The sequence below is a fragment of the Dactylosporangium fulvum genome (genome assembly GCF_025137375.1).
GTDB classification, from domain to species: Bacteria; Actinomycetota; Actinomycetes; order Mycobacteriales; family Micromonosporaceae; genus Dactylosporangium; species Dactylosporangium fulvum.
Genome location: NZ_CP073720.1, coordinates 4,933,829 through 4,958,269, shown reverse-complemented (window position 1 = coordinate 4,958,269; position 24,441 = coordinate 4,933,829). Strand labels below are relative to the sequence as shown.

Below are 24,441 nucleotides of genomic sequence, written 5' to 3'. Positions count from 1 at the left end.
CGAGCGACTGCCGGTCCGGCCGGGTCATCTGCGGGCGCGGGTGTTCCGGCGAGGCTACCGGAGGTCGGCGGCGACGGCGATCCGCAGGTAGGCGTCGACCCAGCCGCGGACCGCCGGCTCGCCCGGGTCGGGGCCGATCAGCGCCCCGAACACGGTCAGCGCCTCACCTGCCCGGCGCAGGCCCGCCGCGTCGAGTGCCTCGGCGGCGTTGCGGAGCCGGCCACCGTACGTCGCGGGAAGGTGCGCCAGCCCGCGGTGCGGCACCTCGGCGAGCACCGTCCTGGCGCCGTCCAGCGCGGCGACGATCGGATCCGGCTCGGGGGCCGCACCGCCGTCGAGCGCCGCGTTCGCGTCGGCCGGCGCGAGGTCGGGCACGACGAGCACCCCGTCGACGGCGAACGCGAACGGCTCGACCACGATGCCGCCGCCGGTGCGGTGCACGACGCCGGAGACGAACCGCACCTCGCCGTGGTCACCGGCGAGTGCCCGGGCGATCGCGTCGAGGGCACCGGGCGCCGCCCGCGAATAGGTCGCGGTGATCGTCGCCGGTGTGCCGGCCGCGTCCTCGAACACGGCGTCGAGGCGCTGGTGCCCGGGCGAGTACCGCAGCGCGCGGACCGCCGAAACGGCGACCACCCGCACGAGTTCGGCTTCGACCCGCGGCCGGACCATCCGCGGCGGCATGGCGTCGAGCTCGGCGGCGAGTGCGTCCAGGTCGCGCACGACAAGCCGGTCGGGCAGGTCGTCCCAGGCGCCGCGGGACGGCGTGACGGTGGTCTGCGCGACCCGTCCGGTCGCCAGCCGTACGGCGCGGCTGGCGCTGCGGACGGCGGACTCGGTGACGAGATTGCCCGCCGCGAGCGCGGCGACGGTCGTCCCGGCGAGCCGGCGGCGGGCGAGGACCGCGCCCGGCTCGTCGGCCGCCCATCCCCTGCGCAGCACCAGCACGGTCGCGCTGTCACCGTGCGCGAAGTAGAACTCGGCGACCCGCTCCTCACCGACCGCCCGCACACGGCAGCCCAGGCCGTCGAGGCGCGCGCGGCGCAGCGGGGTCTCCGCCGCCTCCTCGGTGCCGAGCACGCGCGAACGCAGCCCGGCACCCCGGTTGACGACGGCACGGTGCCGGGCGTGCAGCTCGGCGAGCAGGTCGGCGGTCGTCTCCGGCCGGTACCGCGTGCTGCGGTCACGATAGGCGGCAAGCTGATCGTCGAGGTCGCCGACGGCGAGCAGCGGCCAGCGAAGGCCGGCCGCGTCCAGACGGCGGCGCACGTCGGCGGTCGCGGCGCCGAGCCCCTGCCCCGCATGGACGGCACCGTCCCGCAGGATCACGTCGGCCAGCGCGAGCACCGGCTCCATCCCGGAGCCGCCGCCCTCCGCCGGCCGGCCGCCGACCTCGACCTGCGCCTCGGCCGCACCGGGCGCGACCTCGTCCGCGGCCCGGAACGCCCACACGGCGAGCGCGATCACGTCGTCACGGGTGCCGGCGACCGCGTCGGTGTGGACGAAGCCGAGGTCGTGCGGGACCAGGAACCGTACCGTGGCCGAGCCGAGCTCCACCCGCGGCGCCCCCTCGACGGCGGACGGCCGGTGGATCCGGGCGACGTAGCCGGCCCGCTCCGCCCGCCGGGCGGCGGTGAGCAGCCGGCTGCCGATCCGTGCCTCGAGGTCGGCGTCGGTGAAGTCGCCGGGCGACCAGGCGAGGACCGGCGCGCTGCCCGCTGTCCCGGCCGCCTCCGGCACGTCCCCGGCAGGCAGCGCCGGTCCGACCGATGCCGGTGGCTCGCCTGGCGACGAGGCCGCAGCGGGTCCGGCCGGTGCGGGTGTCTTCCCTGCCGACAGGGCCGCAGCGGGTCCGGCCGCCTCGAAGCCGTCCATGCCCTCCGTGCCGTCCATGCCGACCGCGCCGACCGGACCCGACACGGGGCCCGGCGCCGGACCCGGCACCGGATCGGCCGCGCCGGACGCCGCGGCGCCGGCCGGGGTCGCGGCGCCGGCCGGGGTCGCGGCGCCGGCCGGGGTCGCGGCGCCGGCCGAGGTCGCGGCGCCGGCCGGGGTCGCCGCCTGCCGTTGGTAGGCGAGCACGAGGCCGAGCACGTGCCGGCAGGTGCCGATCGCGCCGCAGGTGCACTTGCCGGCGTCGAGCCCGCCCGTCGGCAGGCTCGGCGTGGCCCCGTCGGGAAAGGTGCAGCGGATCGTGCCGTCGGCGTCCACGTCGACCGGTGGCGGCGCCGCCTCGACCTCCTTCGTGGCCCGCTTGACCAGGCCACGGTTGGTGAGCGCGGCGAGAGCGTCGGGGGTGAGCGCGAGCAGGTCGGTTCTCATCGGCCGATGCTTTCCGCGACGAAGCCGGCCAGCTCGCCGGGGGTCATCGCGCCGACGAACGCGCCCACGCCGGCGAGCCGCTGGGCGGTCCCCCGGTCGAAGTCGGGGTTGGCGGCCTCGTCCAGCGCGGCCAGCCCGAGGACCTTCGTCCCCTGCTGGACGAGGTCGCGGACGAGGCGGATCAGTCGTTCCGGATCACCGCCTTCGTAGAAGTCGGTGATCAGGGCGATGATCGTCCGGCGCGGCTGCTCGACGAGCTGTGCGGCGTACGCGACGGCGCGTGCGATGTCCGTGCCCCCGCCGAGCTGGACCCGCATGAGCACGTCGACCGGGTCGTCGACCTCGCCGCTCAGGTCGACGATCTCGGTGTCGAACGCGACCAAGTGGGTCTTGACCCCGGGCAGGCCCCACAGGCACGCGGCGGTGACCGCCGAGTGGATCACCGAGTCGACCATCGAGCCGGACTGGTCGACGAGCAGGATCACCTGCCACTGGTCGAGGTGCCGGCGGGTGCGGGAGACGAAGTGCGGGGTCTCGATGTACACCCGGCGCTCGTCCGGCCGGTAGTGCCGGAGGTTCTCGCGGAGCGTCCGCCGCACGTCGAAGTTGCGGGCCAGCTTGAACCGGCTGGGCCGGCGGGCCTTCGCCCCGGAGAACGCCTGCCGCACCTCGGTGGCGAGCTTCTCCATCAGCTCGCGCACGACCGCCTCGACGATACGGCGGGCGAGTCGCAGCACCTCCGGGTTCATCAGGTGCTTGGTGCGCAGGACCGCCCGCAGCAGGGCCGCGCTCGGCTCGACCCGGGCGAGGACGGCCGGGTCGGTGACGACGTCGTGGATCTGGTACCGCTCGACGGCGTCCCGCTGCAGCCGCTCGATCGTCTCCTTCGGGAAGAGCCGGGTGATCTGGTCGAGCCAGTCGACGGTCGTGAGCACCGACGGTCCGTCGCCGCCGTGCCGGGACGTGGGCCGGCGGACACCGCGCCGGTCGAGGTCCTCGTCCCGGCTGTAGAGCCAGTCGAGCGCGGCGTCCCGGGACTGTCCCTGCGCGGTGAGGTGCCCGCCGCCGAGTCCGTCCTCGGCCGCCTCGCCGAGAACGAGCCGCCAGCGTTCCAGGGCCGGTTCGGTCATTGCTCCACCTCACTGGGCTCGGCAGGTCGGTCGGCGGACAGCAGGCCTTCCCGGTGCAGGACGGCGTCGACCCGCGCGTCGAGGACCGTGCCCGCCGCGACGATCTCGGCGCCGACGGGCAGGCGCAGCAGGGCGCGTCCGGAGCCGGCCAGGCCGCGCCGGGCCAGCACGTGCCGGGCGATCGTCTCGCGCTCGCGCGGCGGGAAGTAGGCGAACGCCTGCCGTAGGGCGGGCAGCGCGACGAGGAAGTCCTCGTCGCCGAAGCCGGCGACGAGCTCGTCGAGGACGTCGAGCACGCCGGTGGCGTGCAGGACCTCCTCCCGGGCGAGCGCGAACAGCCCGGCGAGCCAGTCCCCGACGGACTCCGGTGCCGCCGCACCCCGGACCGCGCGGACGGGGTCGCGGCGCGTGGTCACCCCGGCGGCGGCCGGCTCGAGGGACCAGCCGAACCCGAACGCGGCGCCGCGCAGGTCGGGGGGCGCGTCCCGATCGTCGGCGATCCGACCGGCGACGGCGAGCGCGGCGTCGCGGTCCAGGCCGAGCACCGCACCGGCGTGGACGATCGCGTCGCGGGTGGCCGCGAGCGCGCGGATCCGGCGCGGTTCCGCGGGTGCGCTGCCGCCGCGAACGCCTTCGGCGAGCCACAACACGCGATCGGCGGCCGCGGCGATGGCGGCGGCGAGCGGGGCGCTGCGGGCGGTGCCGAGCAGCCGGTCGTGCCGCCACAGAGCAAGGGTGACGTCGAGGACCTGGCCGAGCGGGCCGAGGTCGGGTGCGGTGCCGATCATCCGGGCAATGTCGTCGAGGACCCGGTCGGAAAGCATGTCGATGCCGCACAGCGCCGCGTCGAACAGCGTGCCGGCGAGCTGCTCGACGTCGCGGTCGGCCGCGCGCACACGCTCGGCCAGCACCGCCGCCGCGGCCTCGTCGAGCGTCGCGCCGTAGCTGCCGGCCTCGATGAGCGCCGTGAGCTGCTGCTCGTGCGGCTCGACCGTCCAGCGCTCGTCGAGCACCGCGTCGACGCCGGTGGCCGGTCCGTGCTCGCGGACGAAGCCGGGAATGTGCAGCACGCGCAGGCGGTGCAGGGTCCGGCTGCGGCTGCGGTCCGTGTCGGCGGTCAGGTCGAGCTTCACGTCCCGCCCGCCCGGACGGTGGTCGAGGTCCTGCCGCTCCAGCTCGGCGGTGGCGTGGTGGACGAGCGGCGGCAGCGGTGTGTCCGGGTGCAGGCGGCCGACGCGGGTGCCGCTGAGCGCCGCGATCATCTCGACCACGGCGGGGTGGGTGCCTTCGCTGAGCCGGCCGCGGGTCGCCCACGGCAATGGCACGTCGAGCGCCTCGTTGACCAGGGCTGAGGCGAGGCCGTCGAGGACGTCGGTGCGGGCCGGGTGCCGGTGCCCGCGCACGAGCGCGAGGCCGGTCGCGGCGGTGCGGGCGGCGATCAGGTCCGAGGTCGACACCGGCTGTTTGCGTGCGCGCAGCCGGCCGACGACGCTTTCGACCAGGTGGGTCGCGGCGAGCTCCGGCCCGTGCTCCCAGAGTCGCTGGTAGTACTCCGGTGAGGGCATGCCCGACTGGTAGCCGTCGAAGGCGTCGAGCCGGCGGAACGAGTAGGGCACGAGGTAGCTGCCGCCGACCGCGCCGTCCGGGAATGCGGGGACCTCGGGCCATGCCGCGTCGTCCCCGCCGGTCGCCTCCGCGACCAGCCGGATCAGGGCCGGCCGGTGGAAGCCGCCGGTGACCACGACGACGGGCCGGTCACCGGCGTCGGCGACGGCGGCGCGCACCCACCGGGCCATGTACGCCTCGCGGGCCGTGTCGTCGGCCCCGGCTTCGGTCTCGCCGCGCAGCAGGTCGAAGTAGGTGTCGAGGCGCTCGGCCAGCCCGTCGTCCGGCTCGATCTCGAACAGGTGATCCCACAGTGTGTCGACGTTGTCGACCGCGAAGGCGGCCAGCAACCGATCGACGACGTCGCTGTAGCGATGTTCCGCGTCGGCGTACCGGTTCTCGAGGCGGGCGAGCGCCTTGTCCCACGACGGCAGGTCGATGAACCGCACGGCGGCACCGGCCGCGCGGCCGGCGGACAGCGCGACCCACTCCGGGGAATACGAGCAGAACGGCGCCCACGAGCCCTGGTGCCGCTCGGCGTCCCGGTAGCTGCTGAAGACGGCCACCGGCAACTCGTGGCCGAGCAGCAGCTCGTCGATGCGGTCGTTCATGTCGGCCGGCCCCTCGACCAGCACGTGGGCGGGCCGCAGGGCCGCGATGGTCGCGCCGACGAGCCTGGCGCAGGCGGGGCTGTGGTGCCGCACCCCGATGAACGTGGCGGGCACGGCTCAGCCCGGCAGGAAGTGGCGGGCCGCGTGAGCCGCCTGCCACTGCGGCCCGGAGCGCCCCCGGACCTGCTGCTCCAGATAGCGCCGGAGCCGGGCCAGGTCCTCGGGGTTGTCCTTGGCCGCGGTGCCGGCGAGGCAGGACACGAAGTCCTCGGCGGTGCCGGCCTCGCCGCGCAGGAACCAGCCCCGCAGACCGATCGCGTGCGCGACGGTGACCGCCTCGGCGGTGCTCATCACCGCGGAGAGCCGGTCCATCGTGTCGCCTCGGGCGGTCTGCCCGGTGCGCAACTCGCGGAACGTGGTGACCAGCACCTCGAGCACGTCGCGGCGGGGTGCGGCGCCGACGCCCGAGCGGCGCAGCAGCGCACCCGCCTCGGCTTCGACGAGGGCCAGCTCGGTGTCGAAGTCGGCGATCGGGAACACCGTCTCGAAGTTGAAGCGGCGCTTGAGGGCGGCGCTCATCTCGTTGACACCGCGGTCGCGGGTGTTGGCGGTGGCGATGACGTTGAATCCCTCGCGGGCGAACACCATCGCGTCCGGGCCGGTCAGCTCCGGGATGGCCAGCACCCGGTCGGACAGCGGCGACAGCAGGCAGTCCTGGACCTCGAGCGGGCAGCGGGTGATCTCCTCGAACCGCACCACCTTCCCCTCGGCCATGCCGCGCAGCAGCGGCGCCGGCACGAGCGACCGCGTGGACGGCCCCTCGGCGACCAGCAGGGCGTAGTTCCACCCGTACTTGATCTGGTCCTCGGTCGTCGCGGCGCCGCCCTGGATGGTGAGGGTGGACGTGCCGCTGACCGCGGCGGCGAGCAGCTCGGACAGCAGTGACTTGGCGGTGCCGGGCTCACCGACGAGCATCAGCCCGCGGCTGGTCGCGAGCGACACGAGCGCGCGGTCGATGAGCGACGGGTCACCGACGAACTTGCGGGTGATGCCGAGCCGCTCGTCGCCGACGACAAATCGGCGCGCGGCCTGGAGGCTCAGCGCCCAGCCGGGCGGCCGCTCGCCGGTGTCGGTCTCGCGGAGGCGGGCCAGTTCGCCGGCGTAGCGCACCTCGGCCGGCGGCCGCTGCACCCGGCCGTCCGGGTCCGCCTCCGGCGCCGGAACGTCGGTCGTGGTCATGAGGTGACCTCCTGCAGCTCGCGGATGATCTCGGACGCGGTGACCGGGTCGAGGTCACCGAGGCGGTGCTGGCCTTGCCGGTGCCAGCGGCTCTCCTGCGAGCCGCAGACCCAGATGTCCTGCAACACCTGTTCCGGGAAGATGTCGATGCTGCCGATGGCGATGCCGGGATTCAGGTCGACGACAACCTCGAAGCCACCGGGCACCGGCTTGGAGATGTAGCCCTGGTGGCCGCCGTCCTGGGGCTCCTCCCGCCGCCAGCCGCGCCGCTCCAGGCCGAGCAGCTTGCCGGTCGGGGTCTTGCGCCCGACGAGGTGGGTGAGGCTCTGCGCGGCGCGCTCGTCGCCGGTCAGCGTGTGGACGTCGCGGCCGAGTTGCGGGAACGGTTGCAGAATCTCGTAATCGGCGAACACCTCCGCCCACGCCGACACCGCGTCACCCAACTGCAACGGATGCACCACACCCACCACCGCATCATCGGCAAGCATCACCACCTCCTCCCCCACATCAGCGAACGTCCGATCCTCAGCCACCCGAAACCCGGTCACCACCGAGCCGTCCACGCCATACACCGCCCACACCAACCGCCGCACCACATGCCACAACAACGGATGCCCAACAAAAAACCGCCGAAAGTCCGCACCACTCCACCGCCGCTGCGACACCATCGCCAGCTCCAACCGACGCACCTGATCCGACGCGACCGTCCGAACATCCTTCCGCAACCCCACAAACCGCTGATACGACGCAACCGCCACCACCGGATCATCCTTCACACCCGGCTTCGGCAAATCCCTACGCCGCCTGCCGTCGGCGTCCGTCACGAACGGCCTCAGCTGTTCGTCGAACCACACCGTGAAGCGCCGCGACCCGTAGTCCAGCGACAGGCTCCCGTCGGCGGCCAAACCGAAGTCGGGGACCAGCCGGTCGGCCAGCTCGTCGGCGCTCAGCCCGGCGGCTGCCGCGACCTCGGCGGCCTTGCGCCTGGCGTGCTCCTTCAGCCGCGCGGTGCCGGGCTGACCGGCGAGCCGCTGGAGCTGACGGAGCGCGGCCGGGGTGCCGAGGGCGGCGAGGACGTCGACACCGGCACGGGCATTGGCGTGTTCACCGTATGCGTGCCAGTCACGCACGATCGGTGCGAGCCGGGTGACGGTGGTGTCGTCGCCGAGCAATCCGAGTGCCGTGAACGCCCACCGGTGCGCCGCCGGTCGACCGGCCGCCCGCCAGCTCTGAAAGAGCGCCCAGCCGAACTCGGCGAGGCTCGCCGGGTCACCTGCCCGGCGGACCAGGGCGACACCCGCATAGGGCTCGTCGAGCGTGGACATGGCCAGCATCGTGACGAGATGACGTGCCGGCCCGGCCGGAAGCACGCCGCCGGCACGGAGCCGGGGCCGGGACAGGGACGCGGGGTCCGCCCAGTCGGGCACGGCCGGAATCCGTGCCGGCAGCACGTGGAGCGGGTCGCCGTCGAGCAGCGCCCGGACGCCGTCGAGGGCCGGCGGACCGTATTGCTCCGCGGCGGCCAGCACGACGTCCCTGTGTCCGCATCGGACGATGAGGTGCAGGGCGCGCTCGGCGTCACGGCGGGCCGTGCCCGGACGGGCCAGCGCGGCCGGGATCAGCGCACGGGCGGCGCCGTCGGGGTGGCGGCGCAGCCACTCCCGGGCGACCGGCCGGGCCTGCTCGGACCGGGCGAGCCAGCCGGCCATCCAGCCGGCGACGTCGGGCCCGACCCGGTCCAGGAGCGCGTCGGCGCTCGCCGCCGCCCACGGGCCGCTCCCCCGGCGCGGAACGGCGGGCGGATCCGGGCAGACCAGGCCGGCGACGACCGGCGCGTCCGGCCGGCGGGCCGTCCACGGCGGGACCGCGAGGACGGCGGGAACCGCATCGGCCGGAGCCTCCGGGCCGGCGTCGGCCTGCAGGACCGCCCGGACGCGGGCCGCAGCCGCCTCGCCGAGCGCCGGCAGCAGCCGGGCGGCACGGCCACGGTCGGCCCGGACGTGCCTGGTGAGCAGCACCTCGGCCATCGGGTGCGCGGGGCCCTCGGCGAGCCTGCGCAGCGCCCGCTCCGGGAACCGGTGGATCGCCTCGGCCAGTGCCGGCTGCACCTGCCGCCAGCCGGAGCGGTGCGCCAGGGCGTCGAACGCCGTGTCGGTCGGGATCGCGGCGAGGATCGTCGCCGTCCACGCCACCGCTGCGGCGGTCAGCGCCCCCGTGGCCAGCCAGTGGACGAGCACCGGCTCGAGATCAGGCCCGATCTCCGCGGCCAGGGTGAGGATCGTCGGCTCGTCCCAGAACACCCACTCCGGCGCCATGACCTGCAGGAGGAGGTCGAGCTGACGGCGGGTGCCGACGGCCGGCAGCAGAAGCCGGCAGAGCATCTCGTCGCGCAGGCCGGCGAAGGCCGCGCAGTCCTCGTCGACCCAGCCGGTCTCGGTGGGCGCGAGCAGTGTCGCGGTCAGCCGGCACAGCAGGCGTGGGTCGTCCCGCAGCGCGGCGAGGTCGGCCACGACCGCTCGATGCTCGTCGCCGGTGGCGACGGCGAGGTGTGCCCGCAGCCGCAGGACGAGCTGCATCCAGCCCTCGCGCAGGAACGCCTGCCGGGGACGGTCCGGGTGTGCCCAGGTGACGAGGTCGGTCGCGCCGGTCCGGTCGGTCCCGAGATACAGCCCGGCCAGCTCGGCCACCGCCCACGCCGCGTGCCGGACGCCGGCGCCGGCCACCCACGTGTCCACCAGCGAGTCCAAGGACACCTGGGCGGAGCGGCCGATCCGCCGGATCAGCACGGCGGCCGCGACGGCGTCACCGAGCGGCGCGCTCGCCGCGTCCTCCACGTAGGCCTTGCCGGCGACGGCCACCTCCGCGGGCGTCTCCGGATGGCCGAGTATCACCGGCAGCCGCACCACGACCCGGGCCAGTTCCTCGGCCAGGGCCGCGTCGAGGACGGGTCTGTGCGGAAGCTCCGGCCCCGGCACGCCGCCCCGCCGAGGGACGATGTGCCGCACCCACGACGACGGCACTTCGAACATATGTTCGACACTGGACACCAGAGCCTCCTGCGATGGTCCCCCGGTCACCCGGATTGCGGTGGCGACACGATAGCGGCACCCACCGACAAAAAATCGGCGTCGGTCCGCCGCCGCGGGGCACGGACGCACGAAGGCGCAGCTCAGTGCGGGGCGCTCCGCCCCTCTCGTCCGGCAGCTTGAGGGCCTGATCCGTGAGTGTCAGCTCACCGACGACCGGGGGCGGTAGCGCTTGGCGCCGGAGGTGCGGGCCAGCACCTGATGGGATCGACGCCCGCTACCGGGTCACCGGCGAGTGAACGGCGCTTACGGCACGGGATCGTGCGTGCCCCGTGGCGTCGACGCGTTGCAGCGGCGGATGCGGGCGGCGGTGAGCCGGGAGCCGGTGACGAGCCCGTAGCGGCGGACCGCCTCGAGACCGTAGTTGCTGCAGGTCGGCACCTGCCGGCAGCGGGTCGGCAGGTGCGGCGACAACCACCGCTGATAACCGCGGATGGCCGCCACGCCGGCCCGCCCCGGCCCGGTGGCGCCCCGGCGCGGTTTCCGTGCCGGGGCGGTGAGCGCGATCGCGCCGAGCAGCATCGAGCTCAGCATGAACGGGTTGCAGTCGCAGCCGTCGCACCCGTCACAACCGTCGCAGCCGCCGAGATCACAGCTCGGCGCCCCGTCGAACCAGCCCCGCCGCTTGGCCTGCGCTTCGTCCTGTTCCACGCGCGGCATTGTGCTGACCCGCATCCCGCAAGATCAAGGGTGCGGTCCGCTATCCGTCGCTATCGCAGCGACACCAGGAAATCGGTGAAGGAGTCCGCCTCGTGGGTGTTCGCACCGCCGGCGAGGCCCAGCAGCGTCTCGCAGTCGGCGGGCAGCGCGATCCGGCCGGCCGCGTCCGCGACACCGAGATCGGCGAAGAGGTCGACGAGCCGCTGCCGGAACGCGGCGAGCGCGTGCGGGCCGGCGTCCTGCGCGTCGACGAGCGGATACTGCTCGGCGATCGCTTCCCGGGCCGGCACGAGACGATCGAGCGCGTTCACGCCCGCATGCTTCCGCAACGGGCGAACAGGGCCGCTCCCGGGACGCTCCCGTCGAGGTCGAGCAGCATCTGGGCCTCGACCGTGAACCCGGCGTCGCGCAGCCAGGCCGCCACCCGGTCGGGCTGACGGCGGTGAACGTACACCCGCATCGGGTGGCCGCCGTAGCCCTGCGTCTTCAGGCGGGATCCGTCGCCGACGTGGAAGCCGAGCAGCAGCGGCCCGCCGGGGCGCAACACGCGCCGGAATTGGCCGAGGGCCGTGGGGACGGCGTCGTCGGGGACGTGGATCAACGACCAGAACGCGAGCAGGCCGGCGACCGAGGCGTCGGCGAGCCCCAGGTCCGTCATCGACCCCACCTCGAACCGCAGGCCGGGGTGGTCACGCCGGGCCACGTCGACCATTCCGGGCGACAGGTCGATCCCGAAGGCGTCGACGCCCAGCCCGTGCAGGTGGGCGGTCACGTGTCCCGGCCCGCAGCCCACGTCCGCCACCGGCCCGCCGCCGGCGTCGCGGACCAACTCGGCGAACAACGCCAGGGCCGCCCGCAGGTAGGGCTCTCCGGCCAGCACGCCGCCGATCTGGTCCGCGTAGCTGACCGCGACGGTGTCGTAGGAGGTGCGGGTGTCCACCAGCCAGTCGTCCCCGTTCATGCCGACACGGTAGTCCGGCGCTCAGCTCCCGCCCTCTGCCGGTCAGCAGGTGATGACGACCTTCGCTCGCGCGTGCTCGACCTCGAGGTACCGGATGGCTTCCGGCGTCCTGTTCAACGGGTAGGTCCGGTCGACGACCGGGGTGAGCTTGCCGGCCTCGGCGAGCTCCCGCAGTGTCGCCAGGTTGTGCCGGTTCGGCGTCGCCGAGGGCGCGAGCAGCCGGTGACGGACGAAGCGGGACAGCAGTCTCCCTCCGGCGAAGAGGCCGAACGGTCCGAGGATGCTGCCACCGGTGGACACGCCGCCCCCGGAGAGCACGAGCGTCCCGGTGGGGGTCAGTGTCCGCCGGAGCTCGGTCAGCGACCGGTTGCCGACCAGGTCGACCACCACGTCGTAGCGGCGGGTCCCGCGGGTGAAGTCGTCGGCGGTGTAGTCGACGACGTGGTCCGCGCCGATCGACCGGGCCAGGCCGACGTTCCGGGTGCTGCACACCGCGGACACGTCCGCGCCGCAGGCCTTGGCGAGCTGGACGGCGAAGGTGCCCACGCCGCCGGAGGCGCCGTTGATCAGGACGTGCTGTCCGGGCTGCAGCCGCGCCGCGTCGCGCAGGCAGACGAGGGCGGTACCGGCGGCCAGCGGCATCGCCGCCGCCTGCTCGAACGTCAGGTTGGCGGGCTTGCGCTCGAGCAGGTCCTCCGGGACGCACACGTACTCGGCGAACGCTCCGTCGACCTCGCCGAGGTCGCCGTACACCTCGTCACCGGGACGGAACCGGGTGACGGCGTCGCCGACCGCCTCGACGTGGCCCGCGACGTCCCGGCCCCGGACCTTCCGCTTGGGCCCGCGGAGCCCGACCGTCGGGCGCATGACGTACGGGTCGCCGCGCATGATGTGCCAGTCGTAGGCGTTGACCGCGGCCGCGCGCACGCGCACCAGCACGTCGTTGTCGGCGGGCGCCGGTGTGTCGATGTCCTTGAGCTGCAGAACGTCCGGCGAACCGTACCGGTCCTGAACGATGGCCCTCATCAGATCTCCCTTTGGGTGCGAGTCCGGTGTTCCCTGGCGAAACCAGGGTGCCGGTGCCGGGCCCGGCCTCACCTCCGCTCGGCGGCGGCACTCCGGCTGCTCCCCGTGTGGTACCGGCATGCACGGCGTACTCCCCACGGAGTAGTGACGGACCGGTACCGTGCCGGGCATGGCCGAGGGATTCGTGTACGTCAGGGACGACCGGCCCGGCCCGATGGCCGGCGCCCGGGTCGGTGCACGGGTCAGGACGCCGTCCTGGGATCCGCCGTGGATCGTCGTCGACCATGAGCTCGACGGGGTGATCGTGGCCCGGTGGCCGGGCCGGCTGTTCCGGGTCGCCGTCGTCCCGCCCGACAGCGACGAGGAACGACTCGCCCTGGCTCGCGTCGAACGGAACCGGCGCACCGACGTGCCCTACAGCCGGGTGTTCACCGTGGACGTCCTGGCCGAACTGCCGCCCGGGCCGCTGTTCGGCCCGCACGGCGACGCTGTCGTCGAGATTCTGGAGCACGCCCGGCGGCTCACCGAACCCGCCGCGCGCGAGTTGGCCGCCGCGCGGCATCCGGACGCGGATCGGGCATACACCCGCGTGTGGCAGCGCTGGCTGGACACACGGCCCGGCGGCACACGGTACCGCAGCCACGACCACAGCCGGGTGCTGTCGATACCCGGGGCGGGCCGGCCCGGTTCACCGGTCGGCAACGGCCTCACCGTGCTCTGGACCTGCGTGACCGACAGCGCCCGCCGGTGTGCCGGCGCAGCGGCGTTCGCCGTCGACGAGGAGAGCGACGAGGAGTACGACGAGGTGCTGCAGGATCCGTGGTCGACCGCCGGTGCCGCCCTGCTGGACGCGGCCATGGCCCGCGGCGCCCCCGACCTGGTCGGCCCCGCGGACGCGGCCGTGCTCACCGCGGCATGGCAGGTCGTCCGGAGGCGGCCGGGCCGTATCCTGCGGTGGTGACCGTCCTCGGTTCCCCTCCCCCGCTGGCCTGGTACGGGTCGAGCTTCGCCTACTACGAGGAAGACCCCGCGCCGACTGAGGCCGAGCTCAACGCGGCGGCGGCCGGGCGCCGGGCCGACCGGCTGGCGCGGTTCTCGCCCGAGCAGTTCGGCCCGCGCCCCGGTGGCGGCGACAGCAGCGGCGTCGTGCTCGGCCGGTTCCTTCCCGTCCACGACGGGCACCGCTACCTGATCGAGTACGCCCGGGCGTACGCCGGACGGGTGTTCGCCTTCGTCCGGGCCGGCAACGATCCGATCCCGTGGCCGGTGCGCCGGGACTGGCTGACCGAACTGTTCCCGGACGTGACGGTCGTGCCGGTCGAGAGCCGACCCGGCACGCCGACGGACAACGCGCCGCGCTGGGCGGAGCAGATCCGTGCGCACGTGAACCCCGACTACGTGTTCGCCGGCGAGGACCGCGACGCGTTCATGGCATCGCTCCTGGAGGCTCAGTTCGTCCGGGTCGACCGGCAGGCGATCCCCGTGTCCGGCACACAGGTGCGCGCCGACCCGTGGGCGTGGGAGCGGCACCTGCCGCCGGGTGTGCGGGCCTGGTACGTGCGCCGCGTGTGCCTGATCGGGCCGGAGTCCACCGGCAAGTCGACCCTCGCCCGCCGGCTGGCGGAGCACTACGGCACGGTGTACGTGCCCGACCCGGCCCGCCCGGCCTCCGGCTTCTTCAAGCCGTCCGACATTCCGCTGTTCGCGCACCAGCAACAGACCGCGGCGGCGCTGCTGGCCCGGCGCGCCAGCCGGGTGCTGTTCTACGACACCAACCCGTTGTCGCTCCGGCTGTGGAGCGAACGGCTCTTCGACGCCGCTGCGGACTGGATGCGTACGGCCGGTGAGGACGACGGCATCGACCTGTACCTGCTGACCGCGCCGGACGTGCCGTTCAGCGGCATCGACGAGTACAACCAGCCGGCCGAACGCGCCGACTTCCACGCCCGCTGCGAGCGTGAGCTGACCCGGCTCGGCCGCGCGTACGTGCCGATCGCCGGCGACCACGAGCAGCGCTTCGCCCGCGCCGTCGAGGCGGTCGACGCGCTGCTGGCGCGGCCCGCGGCATGACCGAAGCCGGGCCGGGCTACGCGGCCGACCCGTATCCGTGCTTCGAGCGGCTCCGCACGACGGCACCGGTGTTCTGGAGCGGGCGGCTGCACCGCTTCGTCCTGACCCGCTACGAGGACGTCGCGGCCGTGCTGCACGACACCGGCACCTTCTCCTCCGCCGTCATCCCGCAGGTGCCGCCCCCTGACCGCGCCCGGCTGGCCGCCTTCACCGACTGGTCCGCGCGGTGGCTGTTCTTCCTCGACCCGCCGGAGCACACCGCCCGCCGCGCGCCTCTGGCCCGGGTCCTGTCCCCACGCGCCGTCGCCGGCCTCGCGACGCACGTCGACACCCTCGCCCGCGGGCTGCTGGCCGAGCTCCCGGCGGCAGGGTTCGACCTGGTGGCCGACTTCGCGCACCCGCTCGCCGCGCGGGTGGTCGCCGGCCTGCTGTGTGCGCCGGGCACGGAGACCGACGAGTTCCTGGCCCGCGCCCGGACGCTGGAGCGGGCCGCCGCGAACGCCCGCGACCCGGCGGCCCGCCGTGCCGGCCTGACCGCCATGGCGGAGGCGGCCTCGTGCCCGCGGCCACAGGCCGGCACGGCGCTGCCCCCGGTGCCGGCGGCGCTCCGCGCGGCCTGGGGCGCCGACCACGACCTGGTCGGCGCGCACAGCCTCATGCTGCTGTTCGCCGGCGTGGAGACCACGCAGAACCTCGTCGCCAACGCGGTCCACGCCCTCCTGCACCGCCCCGGCCACTGGGCCGAGCTGCGCCGGGACCGGACCCTGCTGACCAGCGCGGTCCAGGAGGTTGCCCGCTTCGCCCCACCGGTCCTCGGCGTGCTGCGCCGGGCTACGCACGACGTCACCCTGGCCGGCACCCGGATCCCGGCCGGCGCCGAGCTCGTCGCGATGGTCGCCGCCGCGAACCGTGACCCGGCACGCTTCCCCGATCCCGACGTGCTCGACCTGCGCCGCACCCCCAACCCGCACCTGTCCTTCGGCCTGGGCGCGCACTACTGCCCGGGCGCCGCGCTGACCCGGCTCACCACAGGCTCGGCCCTCGACGCCCTGCTGGACACGTTCACCACGCTGACCCTGGCGGACGACGCCCTGTCGTGGCGTGACCACGACCCGACCGTGCACGGCCCGAGCCGCCTCCGGGTCCACGGCAGGCGCTGCCCGGTGCTCCACCGACGCTGAGCCGGCCGTGCGCCCGGCTACCAGCGCTCGTGGTGGACGGCGTCGCGGAGCGGGGTGCGGTGGCGCCAGCCGTGGCGTTCCAGGTCCGGCACCTCTTCCAGGTGGGTCACCGGGCCCAGGCAGAGCCATGCGATAGGCCGTACGACATCCGGCATGTTCATGAGGCCGCGGAGGAACTCCTCGCGATAGAACGACACCCAGCCGACCCCGAGGTCCTCCGCGGTCGCGGCCAGCCAGAGGTTCTGGATGGCGAGGCAGACCGAGTACAGCCCGGCGTCGGCGATCGCGTGCCGGCCCAGCACCGCCGGTCCGCCGCGGGAGGGGTCGTAGGTGACCACGACGGACAGGCTCGACTCCAGCACCCCGTCGATCTTGATCCGCTCGAACCGCCGCGCCGCGTCACCGTCCAGCGTGGCGGCGAACGTGGCCCGCTCCCGCTGGACGTGCTCATAGAACGCCTGCCGCGTCGTCAGGTCGCGAACGAGGATGAAGTCCCACGGCTGGGACAGCCCGACGCTGGGCGCCGCGTGCGCCGCACCGAGCACGCGCCCGAGCACTTCGTCGGATATCTGACCACCGGTGAACTGCGCGCGCACGTCCCGCCGCCGGCGGATGACGTCATAGAGGTCGTTGCTCATGATTTCGGACAGACTCCCGCTGCCTCGGCCGCCCCGGCCGGAGCGGCATCGTCACGCGAGGCCGGTCTTCGGACTCTCGGATCGACGCCGGACCGCCCGCCTTCCCGGCTCGACGGCCAGTGGCTGTCCACTTCGGACGTGGGCGGCGGCTCCCCGATCACCGCGGCGGGCCCGTGCCGGTTTTGCACCGGCTTCCCAGATTCTCCCCGTTTCCGGGGCACCTCGCGTCAGTTCGTCGCCGTGCCCACTGTAAAGCAACACGAATTAGGTTCCGCTGTGGCCCAGGTTAACTGATCTTTCGCGGTGTTCCCCTTGAGCCGCCTTCACGGGTATCGTGCGCGGGGCATTCCGGGCCGGGTGGGCCGGGACGAGTTCCGGCCGGTCTTCGGGACGGGCGCTGAGGAGGGCAAGGACATGACACAGCACCAGATCCGGCAGTACGACGACCACCTTGGCAACGGCCAGGCCATGCTCGGTGCGCCCGCGGAGCCGGCCTCCCGGCCCGACGCGAACGACCAGCACAAGGCGCTGCTGGTGCTGACGATGGCGCAGCGGACGGCCGAGGAGCACATCGACGGGGCGCGCCGCGAGGCGGACCGCATCCGCGCCGAGGCCCGCACCGCCGCCGAGCAGATCGTCGCGCACGCGCAGGCCCAGGCGGAGACGCTGCGGAGCGATGCCGAGAAGATCCTGACCCGCGCGCGGATGTCGGCGGAGAAGGTCGCCGGGGATGCCGAGGCGTTCGCCCGCGACACCGAACAGCACGCGGGTGAGGTCCTGGCGGAGGCGCAGGGCCGCGCGGAGCAGATCGTCCGGCAGGCCCAGGAGAACGCGTACGACATCAAGCAGCGCGCGGAGCAGACCTATGAGGACGTCGTCGGCGGCCTGACCGCCAAGCGGCAGGCGCTGCAGCAGCAGATCGAGTCGCTGGAGGAGTTCGACCACGAGTATCGTGCCCGCCTCACCTCGTTCATGCAGCAGCAGATGCGCGCGCTCTGGGTGGGCCAGCCGCAGGTGGCGGCGGACTTCGAGGACGCCGACACGGTGGTGGGCGAGTTGCTGCCCGCGGCGCGGAGCGAGTCGAGGAGCGACCGGGAGGACGCGCCGGAGCACCAGTCGGTGACCTGACCTCCGCTCAGCGGGTCGGCTCGGCGACGGCCCGGTCGCCGAGCCGGCCGCGCGGGCGCTAGTGACGCGTGGTGATCTCGCCGGGCTCTTCCGCCTCGTGCCCGGTCGGCTCCGGCGGCGGGGCGGGCCTCTCGATCGGCAGGAAGAAGCCCTTCACCGGCGGGGCCAGCGCACCCAGCCGGTTCATCTTCTTCGGCACCACCCAGCCGGCGTACTCCTCCTCGCCGCGGCGCGCGCCGGCTGGGAGTGGCAGCGGCTGGTGGACCTCGACGAAGCGGCCGTCCGGCATACGGCGGATGATGCCCGTCTCCACGCCGTGGGCCAGCACCGCACGGTCGTGCTGCTGGAGGCCGAGCGCGACCCGGTACGCCGCGTAGTAGGCCAGCGGCGGCAGCACCAGGATGCCGATGCGGCCCGCCCACGTCATCGCGTTGAGGCTGATGTGGAACTTGTCCGCCACGACGTCGTTGCCACCCGAGATCAGCAGGATCGCGTAGAACGTGATCGCCATCGCGCCGAGCCCGGTGCGCGACGGGTTGTCCCGCGGCCGCTGCAGCAGGTTGTGGATCGACTTGTCCCCGGAGGACCTGGCCTCGAGGAACGGATACAGCATGGGCAGCACCGTCAGGATGCCGGGCAGCACGACCGTCGGCCAGAAGATCGGCGGGAGCGTGTAGCCGTTGCCGAACAGGTGGAACCTGATCTCCCAGGCCGGGAAGAGGCGGGTCGAGCCGTCGAGGAACATGACGTACCAGTCGGGCTGGCTCGCCGCCGAGACGACCGCGGCCTTGTAGGGGCCGAACAGCCAGATCGGGTTGATCTGGACCAGCCCCGCCAGGGCGGCGAGCACGGCGAACACGATCATGAAGAAGCCGCCGGCCTTGGCCGCGAAGCCCGGGAACATCCGCACGCCGACCACGTTGGTGTTGGTCCGGCCGGGGCCGGGCCACTGCGTGTGCTTCTGCTTCACCAGCAGGCCCATGTGGACGCTGATGAGCGCCACCAGTGCGGCGGGGACCAGCAGCACGTGCACGATGTAGAGCCGGTCCAGGATCACCTCACCCGGGAACTCACCCCCGAACAGCGAGGTCGTCACCCAGGTGCCGACGACCGGGATCGACAGCATGATGGCGCTCGCGATCCGCAGGCCGGTGCCGGACAGCGCGTCGTCGGGCAGCGAGTAGCCGGCGAAGCCCTCGACAAAACCCATCCAGAACAGCATCAGTCCGACGATCCAGTTGGCCTCACGCGGCTTGCGGAACGCGCCGGTGAAGAACACCCGGAACATGTGCACCAGGATCGCGGCCATGAACAGCAGGGCCGCCCAGTGGTGCATCTGCCGCACGTACAGGCCGCCGCGCACGTCGAACGAGATGTCCAGCGCGGAGTTGTACGCCTGCGACATCTCCACGCCGCGCAGTGGCGTGTAGCTGCCGTCGTAGACGGTCTCCCGCATCGACGGGTCGAAGAACAGTGCCAGGAAGACGCCGCTGATCACCAGGACGACAAACGAGTAGAGCGCGATCTCACCCAGCAGGAACGACCAGTGGTCCGGGAAGACCTTGTTGAAGAGGCGACGCAGCGGGGTGGCCGCCTGGAACCGTTCGTCGAGCCCGTTGGCCGCGTTTGCCGGGACAGCCCGGCGGTCGAACTTACGCCGTTTCATGGCCGCTCCCAGATGCCTGTCGACCGCAATCTCGGAATCCGACGTCGACGTGAAGTATCCCTCCGCGTCCACGGCGATCGGCAGCGTCTCCGGTCGGTCCATCCGATAGTCCGCACCCGCGCGGGCCTGAGCAGCGCGGAAGGCCAGTTCGCCCACTGCGGGTCGCCGGGGACCGGCGTGGTGAACCGCCACAGGTCGGTGTTGTGGTGGGCGGCCGCGCCGCGGTGGAGGTGCCGGCGGCGGCGAGGTCCCGGATGAGGACCTCGCCGCACAGGCCTTCGTTACTCGCGCCAGCCGGACAGCTCGATGCCCTTGGCCGTCTCGACACGGTAGCCGAGCCGCAGCGCCTGGGCCTGGCCCTCCGGCAGCAGCAGCCGCCACGTGAGCACGCCGAGGTCGGTACGCTCGGCCGGTGGCGGCTCCAGGACGGTCTCCTTGACGGCGATCGCGTCGTGGCGGCTCACCGGCACCTGGTCGAGCACGGTGATCCGGACGGGCCGGCCGGTGTAGTTGCCGATCGTGGTGCGGTACTCGACCTCGCGGCGGCGGCTCGAACCCAGCGTCGCGCGGGTCGCGGTGCGGCGGGTCAGCTCGCGTTCGACGCGGACCCGGTCGTCGAGGCCGAGTGCCAGTTCGAGCTCCTCACCCGGCGCCCACGTCGACAGCCCGGTCCGGCTGACGAAGTCGGCCTCGTGGAACACCGACGCCTGCCCGGGCGGCAGTGTGTGCTGCGAAGTGTTCGTCACCACGGCCCGCAGGTGGACGTCGGTCGAGCGGGCCGGCGCGGTGACGTGGTCCAGCCGGGCCGCCAGCTCGAGCACCGAGATCGTGGCCCGGGCCGTGGTGCCGTCGGCCGGCACCGCGACCGCGCGGGCCGGCCGGTACGTCGCCGCCACCGGGCCCTCCTCGACCCGCGCCTGCGCCAGTTCCACCTCGGCGGCCCCGCCGAACGCGTCGTCGAGCATCTGCGGCGGCGGGCCGGCCGGCGCCGCCGCCGCGGGAGCCGCGGACGGGAAGCCCGGCGCGCTGCCGTACGCCCCATAGGGCCGCGGCGGTGGCGGCGGCATGAACGGGTCCAGGTACCACGGCTGCAGCTCGGGGATCGCCACGACGCCCGACGGACGGGCCGTCGACAGCGCCAGCTCGCACTCCGGCCAGTCCTCGCCGGTGCGCTGCTCGACCAGCCCGAACCAGGTCACGTTGAGGGTCTCGCCGGTCAGGCGCACGTCGTACGTGGACCGCCAGCCGGCCTCCGGCACCTGGTAGGAGACGTCGAGCTCGACCGCGCCCGGCGCCGACACGGCGAGCGCGACGGCGGCGTACCCGGCGTCGGGCTCGCGCTTGCCGGACAGGTCGGCCAGCTGCCGGTCCAGCGCGGCGATCCGGTCGGTCACCTGCGTGCGGCGCTGCTGGAGCGCACGGATGCCGGCCAGCACGGCGGTCAGCTCGCCGCCCATCGTCGTGGTGAACGCCGCGACCGCGTCGGACGCCGCCGCGCCGGTGGCCAGCGCCCGCGCGTACGTGCCGCTGGCCCGCTCCCCCAGCGTCGTCAGGAACGCCTGGCGCTGCCGCAGTACCGTCTCCGTGTCGTCGATCTCCGCGATCTCCCCGGTGAGCCGGCGCCGCTCGTCCGACGCCGCCGTCACGGCGGCGTCGGACGGCCGGTCGCGGCGGCGCAGCGCGACATCCACGCCGAGGACCGTGGCCGGCCCGCGCCCGCTGACCCGGATCGAATCGGCGTCCAGGCTCATCGGCAGCGGCCCCACCTCGACGACCTGCTCACCCGCGTCGAGTGTGGTCCGGCCGCGCCGGGTGACCCGCGCCTGTGCCGGGTAGACGGTGACCGCGACGATCGGGGCGTCGATCGAGTTCTGCACGGTGCGCACGGTAGCCCATGCGGGCGAGCCGGCGGGCACCGCACCGACCACGACCTGGCGCCCCCCGACCCTGTCCGGCGATACACCCGTCAGGCCGATCCGCTCAGGATGAGCCGTCGCTGTGACACCGGGTAGCCGGCCCGGGCGAACGTGGCGGCCATCGGGGTGTTCGTCACGTCGGTGTCGGCGGTGATCGCCTCCGCACCCTGCTCGACCAGGATGTGGGTGCCCTCGACGAGCAGGTCGAACGCGTAGCCGTGGCCCCGCGCCTCCGGCAGCACCCCGACGTAGGCGATGATCGGCGAGGCGTAGTTGCGGCCCGGGACCACGACGCCGGCGAGGTTGCCGGCCGCGTCGCGGGCCAGGCGCCACCACTCGCGCGGGCTCGGCAGCCAATCCAGGAACGCCAGGTCGTCGGCGAGGGCCGCCTCGACGCCCGCCCGCTCGATCGCCTGCCGCTGGTGGAAGTCGAGGCTGCCGGTCAGGACGCGGCGCAGCACGTCGTGGAGGACCGCCTCGTCCGAGACGGGCTCGTACGTCAGCCGCGCCGGGCGCTCGGGCAGGCCGTCGGCCGGCGTCCACCGGTACCGCAGCCGCTCCAGGACCGGGACGAACCCGGCGGCGCCCGCGGCGGTGATCCGCAGCTGCGCCGCGCGGTGCGCCTCGGGGACCTCGCGCCAGCCGGGCGGCAGCATGAGGTGATAGTCGACGGTGAACCCGGCGGCACGCAACAGCCGCGCGCCCACCGCCGGGTCGGCGCCGGGATCGAACCAGTCCAGCGCCACCGGGGCGCGGTCGTCGGGCCCGCCCCACCAGGCGGCCCGCGCGACGACCGTGCCGCCGTCGAGGGCCACCCAGGTCCACTCGGGACGGTACTGGCGGGCGGCCATGGTCTCGGCGAAGTCGCGGCCGAGCAGCGCCGTGCCGACCGTGGGCGGCTCGGGCATGGACAGGAACAGCGTGTGCTCGCCCGCGCGCAGCGGGCGGATGACCAGATCGGTCACGGGGAACATCCTCTACGGGAGAAGCGGCGTGCTCCCGTGATTCAGCGGTCGCCCGGACGGGTCGGGAGCACAGACGGACGGAACACCATCGCGCTCACCTCCTTCGTCGCTCGGGGCGCGGCACGAATGTACCACGCGTTCGTCGCTCGGGCGTTTATCCCCGGCGCGACCGGGAAGCCACGACCTGCGGCCTGCTGCAGGACGTCTGGAGAGTCGTGATGCGTGCGATCGTCATCGAGCGGTTCGGCGGACCGGACTGCCTGGTCTACAAGGACCTGCCCGACCCGGAGCCGGTGCCCGGTCAGGTTGTCATCGAGGTCAAGGCGTTCGGCCTCAACCACGCCGAGATGCACATGCGCCGGGGCGAGTGGGCCGAGGCCGCGGAGGTGAGCGGCATCGAGTGCGTCGGGCTGGTCAACGCCTGCCCCGGCGGCGAGTTCCCGGTCGGCGCCAAGGTGGCGGCGCTGATGGGCGGCCTCGGGCGCACCATCAACGGCAGCTACGCCGAGTACACCCGCGCGCCCGTGCCGAACGTGGCGCTCATCGAGTCCGACCTGTCCTGGGCCGAGCTCGCCGCGATCCCGGAGACCTACGCGACCGCCTGGACCTGCCTGTTCCGAAACCTGGAGATCACCCCGGGGCAGACCTTGGTCATCCGGGGCGGCACCTCCTCGTTCGGCCAGGCCGCGATCAACCTCGCGGTGAACGCCGGCGTGCGGGTCATCGCCACCACGCGGAAACGCGAACGCTTCGGCATGCTGGAAGAACTCGGGGCAGATCGCGTCGAGCTGGAAGGGTCGGACCTCTCCGCGCGGATCGCCGAGGCCAAACAGCTCGACGCGGTCCTGGACCTGGTGGGCAACAGCACCATCCTCGACTCGCTCGACATGCTGCGCCGCGGCGGCCGGGCCTGCCTGGCCGGCTGGCTGGGCGGCCTCGACCCGATCCGGGACTTCAACCCGCTGCTGCAGATGGCCAGCGGCGTCTACCTGACCTTCTTCGGCAGCTTCGTGTTCGGCAGACCCGGCTTCCCGCTGTCGGACGTGCCGCTGCAGGCGATCGCGCAACAGGTGGCAGCCGGCCGCCTCAAGGCCAAGCCGTCACGCGTGTTCCGGTTCGAGGACATCCGCGAGGCGCACCGCGTCATGGAGGCCGACGAGGCCCGCGGAAAGATGGTCGTCGTCCGCGGCTGACGCCACTGACCGGCACGACGCTGCACATCGACGGCGGCGAGCCGCTGACCTGACATCACCCGCAGGGGCGAGCGGTCGCCCGTCGGTCACATGCCGGCTCCACGGGCCGCCCCGGCGACCCGCTTCCGGGACTTTCGCGGTGAGTCCCACGCCGCATGCGTGAGATGCCGTCAACCCCGCTCCGCGTTCCCGGGGTAAGACCACGATCAGCATACCGCAGTCACCACCGCCGGCCACTCGGGTGAACAGCCCTGTTGAGCTGGGGTTTCTTCGTCGTACGCTCGTCGCTCCCGACGACTCGGAGGAATGTGTTGGTCGATCCCGGCATGGTGACATGGGCCCGTGTGGTGCTCCTGAAGGACCACCCGCGCCGCTACGAACTGGTTCAGGCGTACCGGATCTTGACGACAGTGCGTCCGCAGGTGTACCGCCCGCGCCTCGCCCGGGCGCTCGGCGACCTGGTCGACGGCTTCACCGATGCCGCTCCCGCGGATGCGGTCCAGACGTTGCTGGCGGAGGCGGCGACGAGCCTGCGCATGTGGGCCCGGGAGCTGGTCGGGCCGGGCACCGTGGACGTCTTCACCGACGTCGTCGTGCGGCAGCGCAAGCGCCGCGCGGCGGACGAGCGGGACGGCCCGGACTGGGACCTGCTGGCCCTGGCCGTGGCGCTGGAGGAGGCGGGCCGGGGCGACGCCGCCCTGGCCACGATCCAGGAACTCGTCACCGGGGAACGGAGCCGGCGCATGGCGCCCCGGAGCCGGCTGGCGCTGACCCTGATCCACCACGCCGGCATGCTGGAGCGCCGCGAGCGGTCCTACGACGCCGCCGCGATCCGGGCGGAAGGCCTGGAACTGTTGCGACGCCTGGAGGGCAAGGACGACGTACCGCCACGCAGCGATGCGATCGCGACGCTGCTGACCGGTGCCGGCGGCAGCGGCCGGAGGTACGGCCGCAAACTCCCGCCGGTCGTCGCGGGCGGCGCGTCCACCAGGACGCCGATGCGCAGCCGATAGCACGGACAGGCCCGCGCAGGCCGGCGGCCAC

Annotated in this window: 19 protein-coding genes and 1 riboswitch; of the genes, 6 read left to right on the top strand and 13 right to left on the bottom strand. The window is 73.8% G+C overall.

Going from position 1 to position 24,441, the window contains the following annotated elements:
* Nucleotides 1-54: 54 nt before the first annotated feature.
* The 9 genes from Dfulv_RS23275 to Dfulv_RS23235 all read right to left on the bottom strand — a co-directional run bounded on the left by Dfulv_RS23275 (nt 55) and on the right by Dfulv_RS23235 (nt 12,640).
* Nucleotides 55-2,322 carry a hypothetical protein gene (locus tag Dfulv_RS23275; RefSeq protein ID WP_259866746.1) on the bottom strand — a complete coding sequence of 756 codons (2,268 nt, stop codon included), beginning with the start codon at nt 2,320-2,322 and terminating at the stop codon, nt 55-57.
* Entirely contained in the window at nt 2,319-3,452 is a 1,134-nt protein-coding gene (locus Dfulv_RS23270) for a VWA domain-containing protein (protein WP_259866744.1), read from the bottom strand. The genes Dfulv_RS23275 and Dfulv_RS23270 overlap by 4 nt, the downstream gene beginning before the upstream one ends.
* On the bottom strand, nt 3,449-5,782 hold the full coding sequence (locus Dfulv_RS23265) for a DUF5682 family protein (protein ID WP_259866742.1): 2,334 nt from the start codon (nt 5,780-5,782) through the stop codon (nt 3,449-3,451). The genes Dfulv_RS23270 and Dfulv_RS23265 overlap by 4 nt, the downstream gene beginning before the upstream one ends.
* 3 nt (nt 5,783-5,785) lie before the next feature.
* A complete protein-coding gene (locus Dfulv_RS23260; RefSeq protein WP_259866740.1) occupies nt 5,786-6,907 on the bottom strand; it encodes an ATP-binding protein in 1,122 nt (373 codons plus the stop codon).
* Nucleotides 6,904-9,954, bottom strand: coding sequence for a DUF4132 domain-containing protein (locus tag Dfulv_RS23255; protein ID WP_259866738.1), 3,051 nt, complete (start codon nt 9,952-9,954; stop codon nt 6,904-6,906). Before Dfulv_RS23255 ends, Dfulv_RS23260 begins: the two co-directional genes overlap by 4 nt.
* 285 nt (nt 9,955-10,239) lie before the next feature.
* Complete coding sequence (yidD, locus tag Dfulv_RS23250) at nt 10,240-10,644, bottom strand: membrane protein insertion efficiency factor YidD (protein ID WP_259866736.1); 405 nt, start codon at nt 10,642-10,644, stop codon at nt 10,240-10,242.
* A gap of 59 nt (nt 10,645-10,703) precedes the next feature.
* On the bottom strand, nt 10,704-10,964 hold the full coding sequence (locus Dfulv_RS23245) for a hypothetical protein (RefSeq protein ID WP_259866734.1): 261 nt from the start codon (nt 10,962-10,964) through the stop codon (nt 10,704-10,706).
* Nucleotides 10,961-11,614 (bottom strand): class I SAM-dependent methyltransferase, encoded by a 654-nt coding sequence (locus Dfulv_RS23240; RefSeq protein ID WP_259866732.1) that lies wholly within the window; start codon nt 11,612-11,614, stop codon nt 10,961-10,963. Before Dfulv_RS23240 ends, Dfulv_RS23245 begins: the two co-directional genes overlap by 4 nt.
* Nucleotides 11,615-11,656: 42 nt before the next feature.
* The gene (locus tag Dfulv_RS23235) at nt 11,657-12,640 is read right to left on the bottom strand and encodes an NAD(P)-dependent alcohol dehydrogenase (RefSeq protein WP_259866731.1); all 984 of its coding nucleotides are present in this window, start codon (nt 12,638-12,640) and stop codon (nt 11,657-11,659) included.
* 169 nt (nt 12,641-12,809) lie between these two features.
* Here Dfulv_RS23235 and Dfulv_RS23230 point away from each other — a divergent pair, with 169 nt between their 5' ends.
* Genes Dfulv_RS23230 through Dfulv_RS23220 form a run of 3 tightly spaced genes read left to right on the top strand, consistent with a single transcriptional unit; the run spans nt 12,810 to nt 15,891 of the window.
* Nucleotides 12,810-13,601: a hypothetical protein gene (locus tag Dfulv_RS23230; protein WP_259866729.1), complete on the top strand. Its 792-nt coding sequence runs from the start codon at nt 12,810-12,812 to the stop codon at nt 13,599-13,601.
* A complete protein-coding gene (locus Dfulv_RS23225) occupies nt 13,598-14,710 on the top strand; it encodes an AAA family ATPase (RefSeq protein ID WP_259866727.1) in 1,113 nt (370 codons plus the stop codon). The genes Dfulv_RS23230 and Dfulv_RS23225 overlap by 4 nt, the downstream gene beginning before the upstream one ends.
* Nucleotides 14,707-15,891 (top strand): cytochrome P450, encoded by a 1,185-nt coding sequence (locus Dfulv_RS23220; RefSeq protein ID WP_259866725.1) that lies wholly within the window; start codon nt 14,707-14,709, stop codon nt 15,889-15,891. Before Dfulv_RS23225 ends, Dfulv_RS23220 begins: the two co-directional genes overlap by 4 nt.
* Nucleotides 15,892-15,908: 17 nt before the next feature.
* Here Dfulv_RS23220 and bluB read toward each other — a convergent pair whose 3' ends face one another.
* Nucleotides 15,909-16,529 carry a 5,6-dimethylbenzimidazole synthase gene (bluB, locus tag Dfulv_RS23215; protein ID WP_259866723.1) on the bottom strand — a complete coding sequence of 207 codons (621 nt, stop codon included), beginning with the start codon at nt 16,527-16,529 and terminating at the stop codon, nt 15,909-15,911.
* 42 nt (nt 16,530-16,571) lie between these two features.
* Nucleotides 16,572-16,769: riboswitch (cobalamin riboswitch) on the bottom strand.
* Between the two features lie 72 nt (nt 16,770-16,841).
* Here bluB and Dfulv_RS23210 point away from each other — a divergent pair.
* Nucleotides 16,842-17,657: a hypothetical protein gene (locus Dfulv_RS23210; protein ID WP_259866721.1), complete on the top strand. Its 816-nt coding sequence runs from the start codon at nt 16,842-16,844 to the stop codon at nt 17,655-17,657.
* A 58-nt stretch (nt 17,658-17,715) separates the two neighbouring features.
* On the opposite strand, the gene qcrB is transcribed toward Dfulv_RS23210, so the two are convergent.
* The 3 genes from qcrB to Dfulv_RS23195 all read right to left on the bottom strand — a co-directional run bounded on the left by qcrB (nt 17,716) and on the right by Dfulv_RS23195 (nt 22,213).
* Nucleotides 17,716-19,323, bottom strand: coding sequence for a cytochrome bc1 complex cytochrome b subunit (gene qcrB, locus Dfulv_RS23205; protein ID WP_259866719.1), 1,608 nt, complete (start codon nt 19,321-19,323; stop codon nt 17,716-17,718).
* 281 nt (nt 19,324-19,604) lie between these two features.
* Complete coding sequence (locus Dfulv_RS23200) at nt 19,605-21,200, bottom strand: DUF4139 domain-containing protein (RefSeq protein WP_259866716.1); 1,596 nt, start codon at nt 21,198-21,200, stop codon at nt 19,605-19,607.
* Nucleotides 21,201-21,289: 89 nt separating this feature from the next.
* A complete protein-coding gene (locus tag Dfulv_RS23195; protein ID WP_259866714.1) occupies nt 21,290-22,213 on the bottom strand; it encodes a GNAT family N-acetyltransferase in 924 nt (307 codons plus the stop codon).
* A gap of 209 nt (nt 22,214-22,422) precedes the next feature.
* On the opposite strand from Dfulv_RS23195, the gene Dfulv_RS23190 reads away from it, so the two are divergent.
* Together Dfulv_RS23190 and Dfulv_RS23185 are read left to right on the top strand one after the other, a co-directional pair.
* Nucleotides 22,423-23,397 (top strand): zinc-binding alcohol dehydrogenase family protein, encoded by a 975-nt coding sequence (locus Dfulv_RS23190; protein ID WP_259866712.1) that lies wholly within the window; start codon nt 22,423-22,425, stop codon nt 23,395-23,397.
* A 326-nt stretch (nt 23,398-23,723) separates the two neighbouring features.
* Nucleotides 23,724-24,410 carry a hypothetical protein gene (locus Dfulv_RS23185; protein ID WP_259866710.1) on the top strand — a complete coding sequence of 229 codons (687 nt, stop codon included), beginning with the start codon at nt 23,724-23,726 and terminating at the stop codon, nt 24,408-24,410.
* Nucleotides 24,411-24,441 lie beyond the last annotated feature (31 nt).

Coding starts and splice junctions, on each gene's coding strand:
- Dfulv_RS23195 (WP_259866714.1), bottom strand. CDS start 22,213: ATGTTCCCCGTGACCGATCTGGTCATCCGCCCGCTGCGCGCGGGCGAG.
- Dfulv_RS23275 (WP_259866746.1), bottom strand. CDS start 2,322: ATGAGAACCGACCTGCTCGCGCTCACCCCCGACGCTCTCGCCGCGCTC.
- qcrB (WP_259866719.1), bottom strand. CDS start 19,323: ATGAAACGGCGTAAGTTCGACCGCCGGGCTGTCCCGGCAAACGCGGCC.
- Dfulv_RS23190 (WP_259866712.1), top strand. CDS start 22,423: ATGCGTGCGATCGTCATCGAGCGGTTCGGCGGACCGGACTGCCTGGTC.
- Dfulv_RS23240 (WP_259866732.1), bottom strand. CDS start 11,614: ATGAACGGGGACGACTGGCTGGTGGACACCCGCACCTCCTACGACACC.
- Dfulv_RS23270 (WP_259866744.1), bottom strand. CDS start 3,452: ATGACCGAACCGGCCCTGGAACGCTGGCGGCTCGTTCTCGGCGAGGCG.
- Dfulv_RS23260 (WP_259866740.1), bottom strand. CDS start 6,907: ATGACCACGACCGACGTTCCGGCGCCGGAGGCGGACCCGGACGGCCGG.
- Dfulv_RS23185 (WP_259866710.1), top strand. CDS start 23,724: ATGGTGACATGGGCCCGTGTGGTGCTCCTGAAGGACCACCCGCGCCGC.
- Dfulv_RS23235 (WP_259866731.1), bottom strand. CDS start 12,640: ATGAGGGCCATCGTTCAGGACCGGTACGGTTCGCCGGACGTTCTGCAG.
- Dfulv_RS23220 (WP_259866725.1), top strand. CDS start 14,707: ATGACCGAAGCCGGGCCGGGCTACGCGGCCGACCCGTATCCGTGCTTC.
- bluB (WP_259866723.1), bottom strand. CDS start 16,529: ATGAGCAACGACCTCTATGACGTCATCCGCCGGCGGCGGGACGTGCGC.
- Dfulv_RS23230 (WP_259866729.1), top strand. CDS start 12,810: ATGGCCGAGGGATTCGTGTACGTCAGGGACGACCGGCCCGGCCCGATG.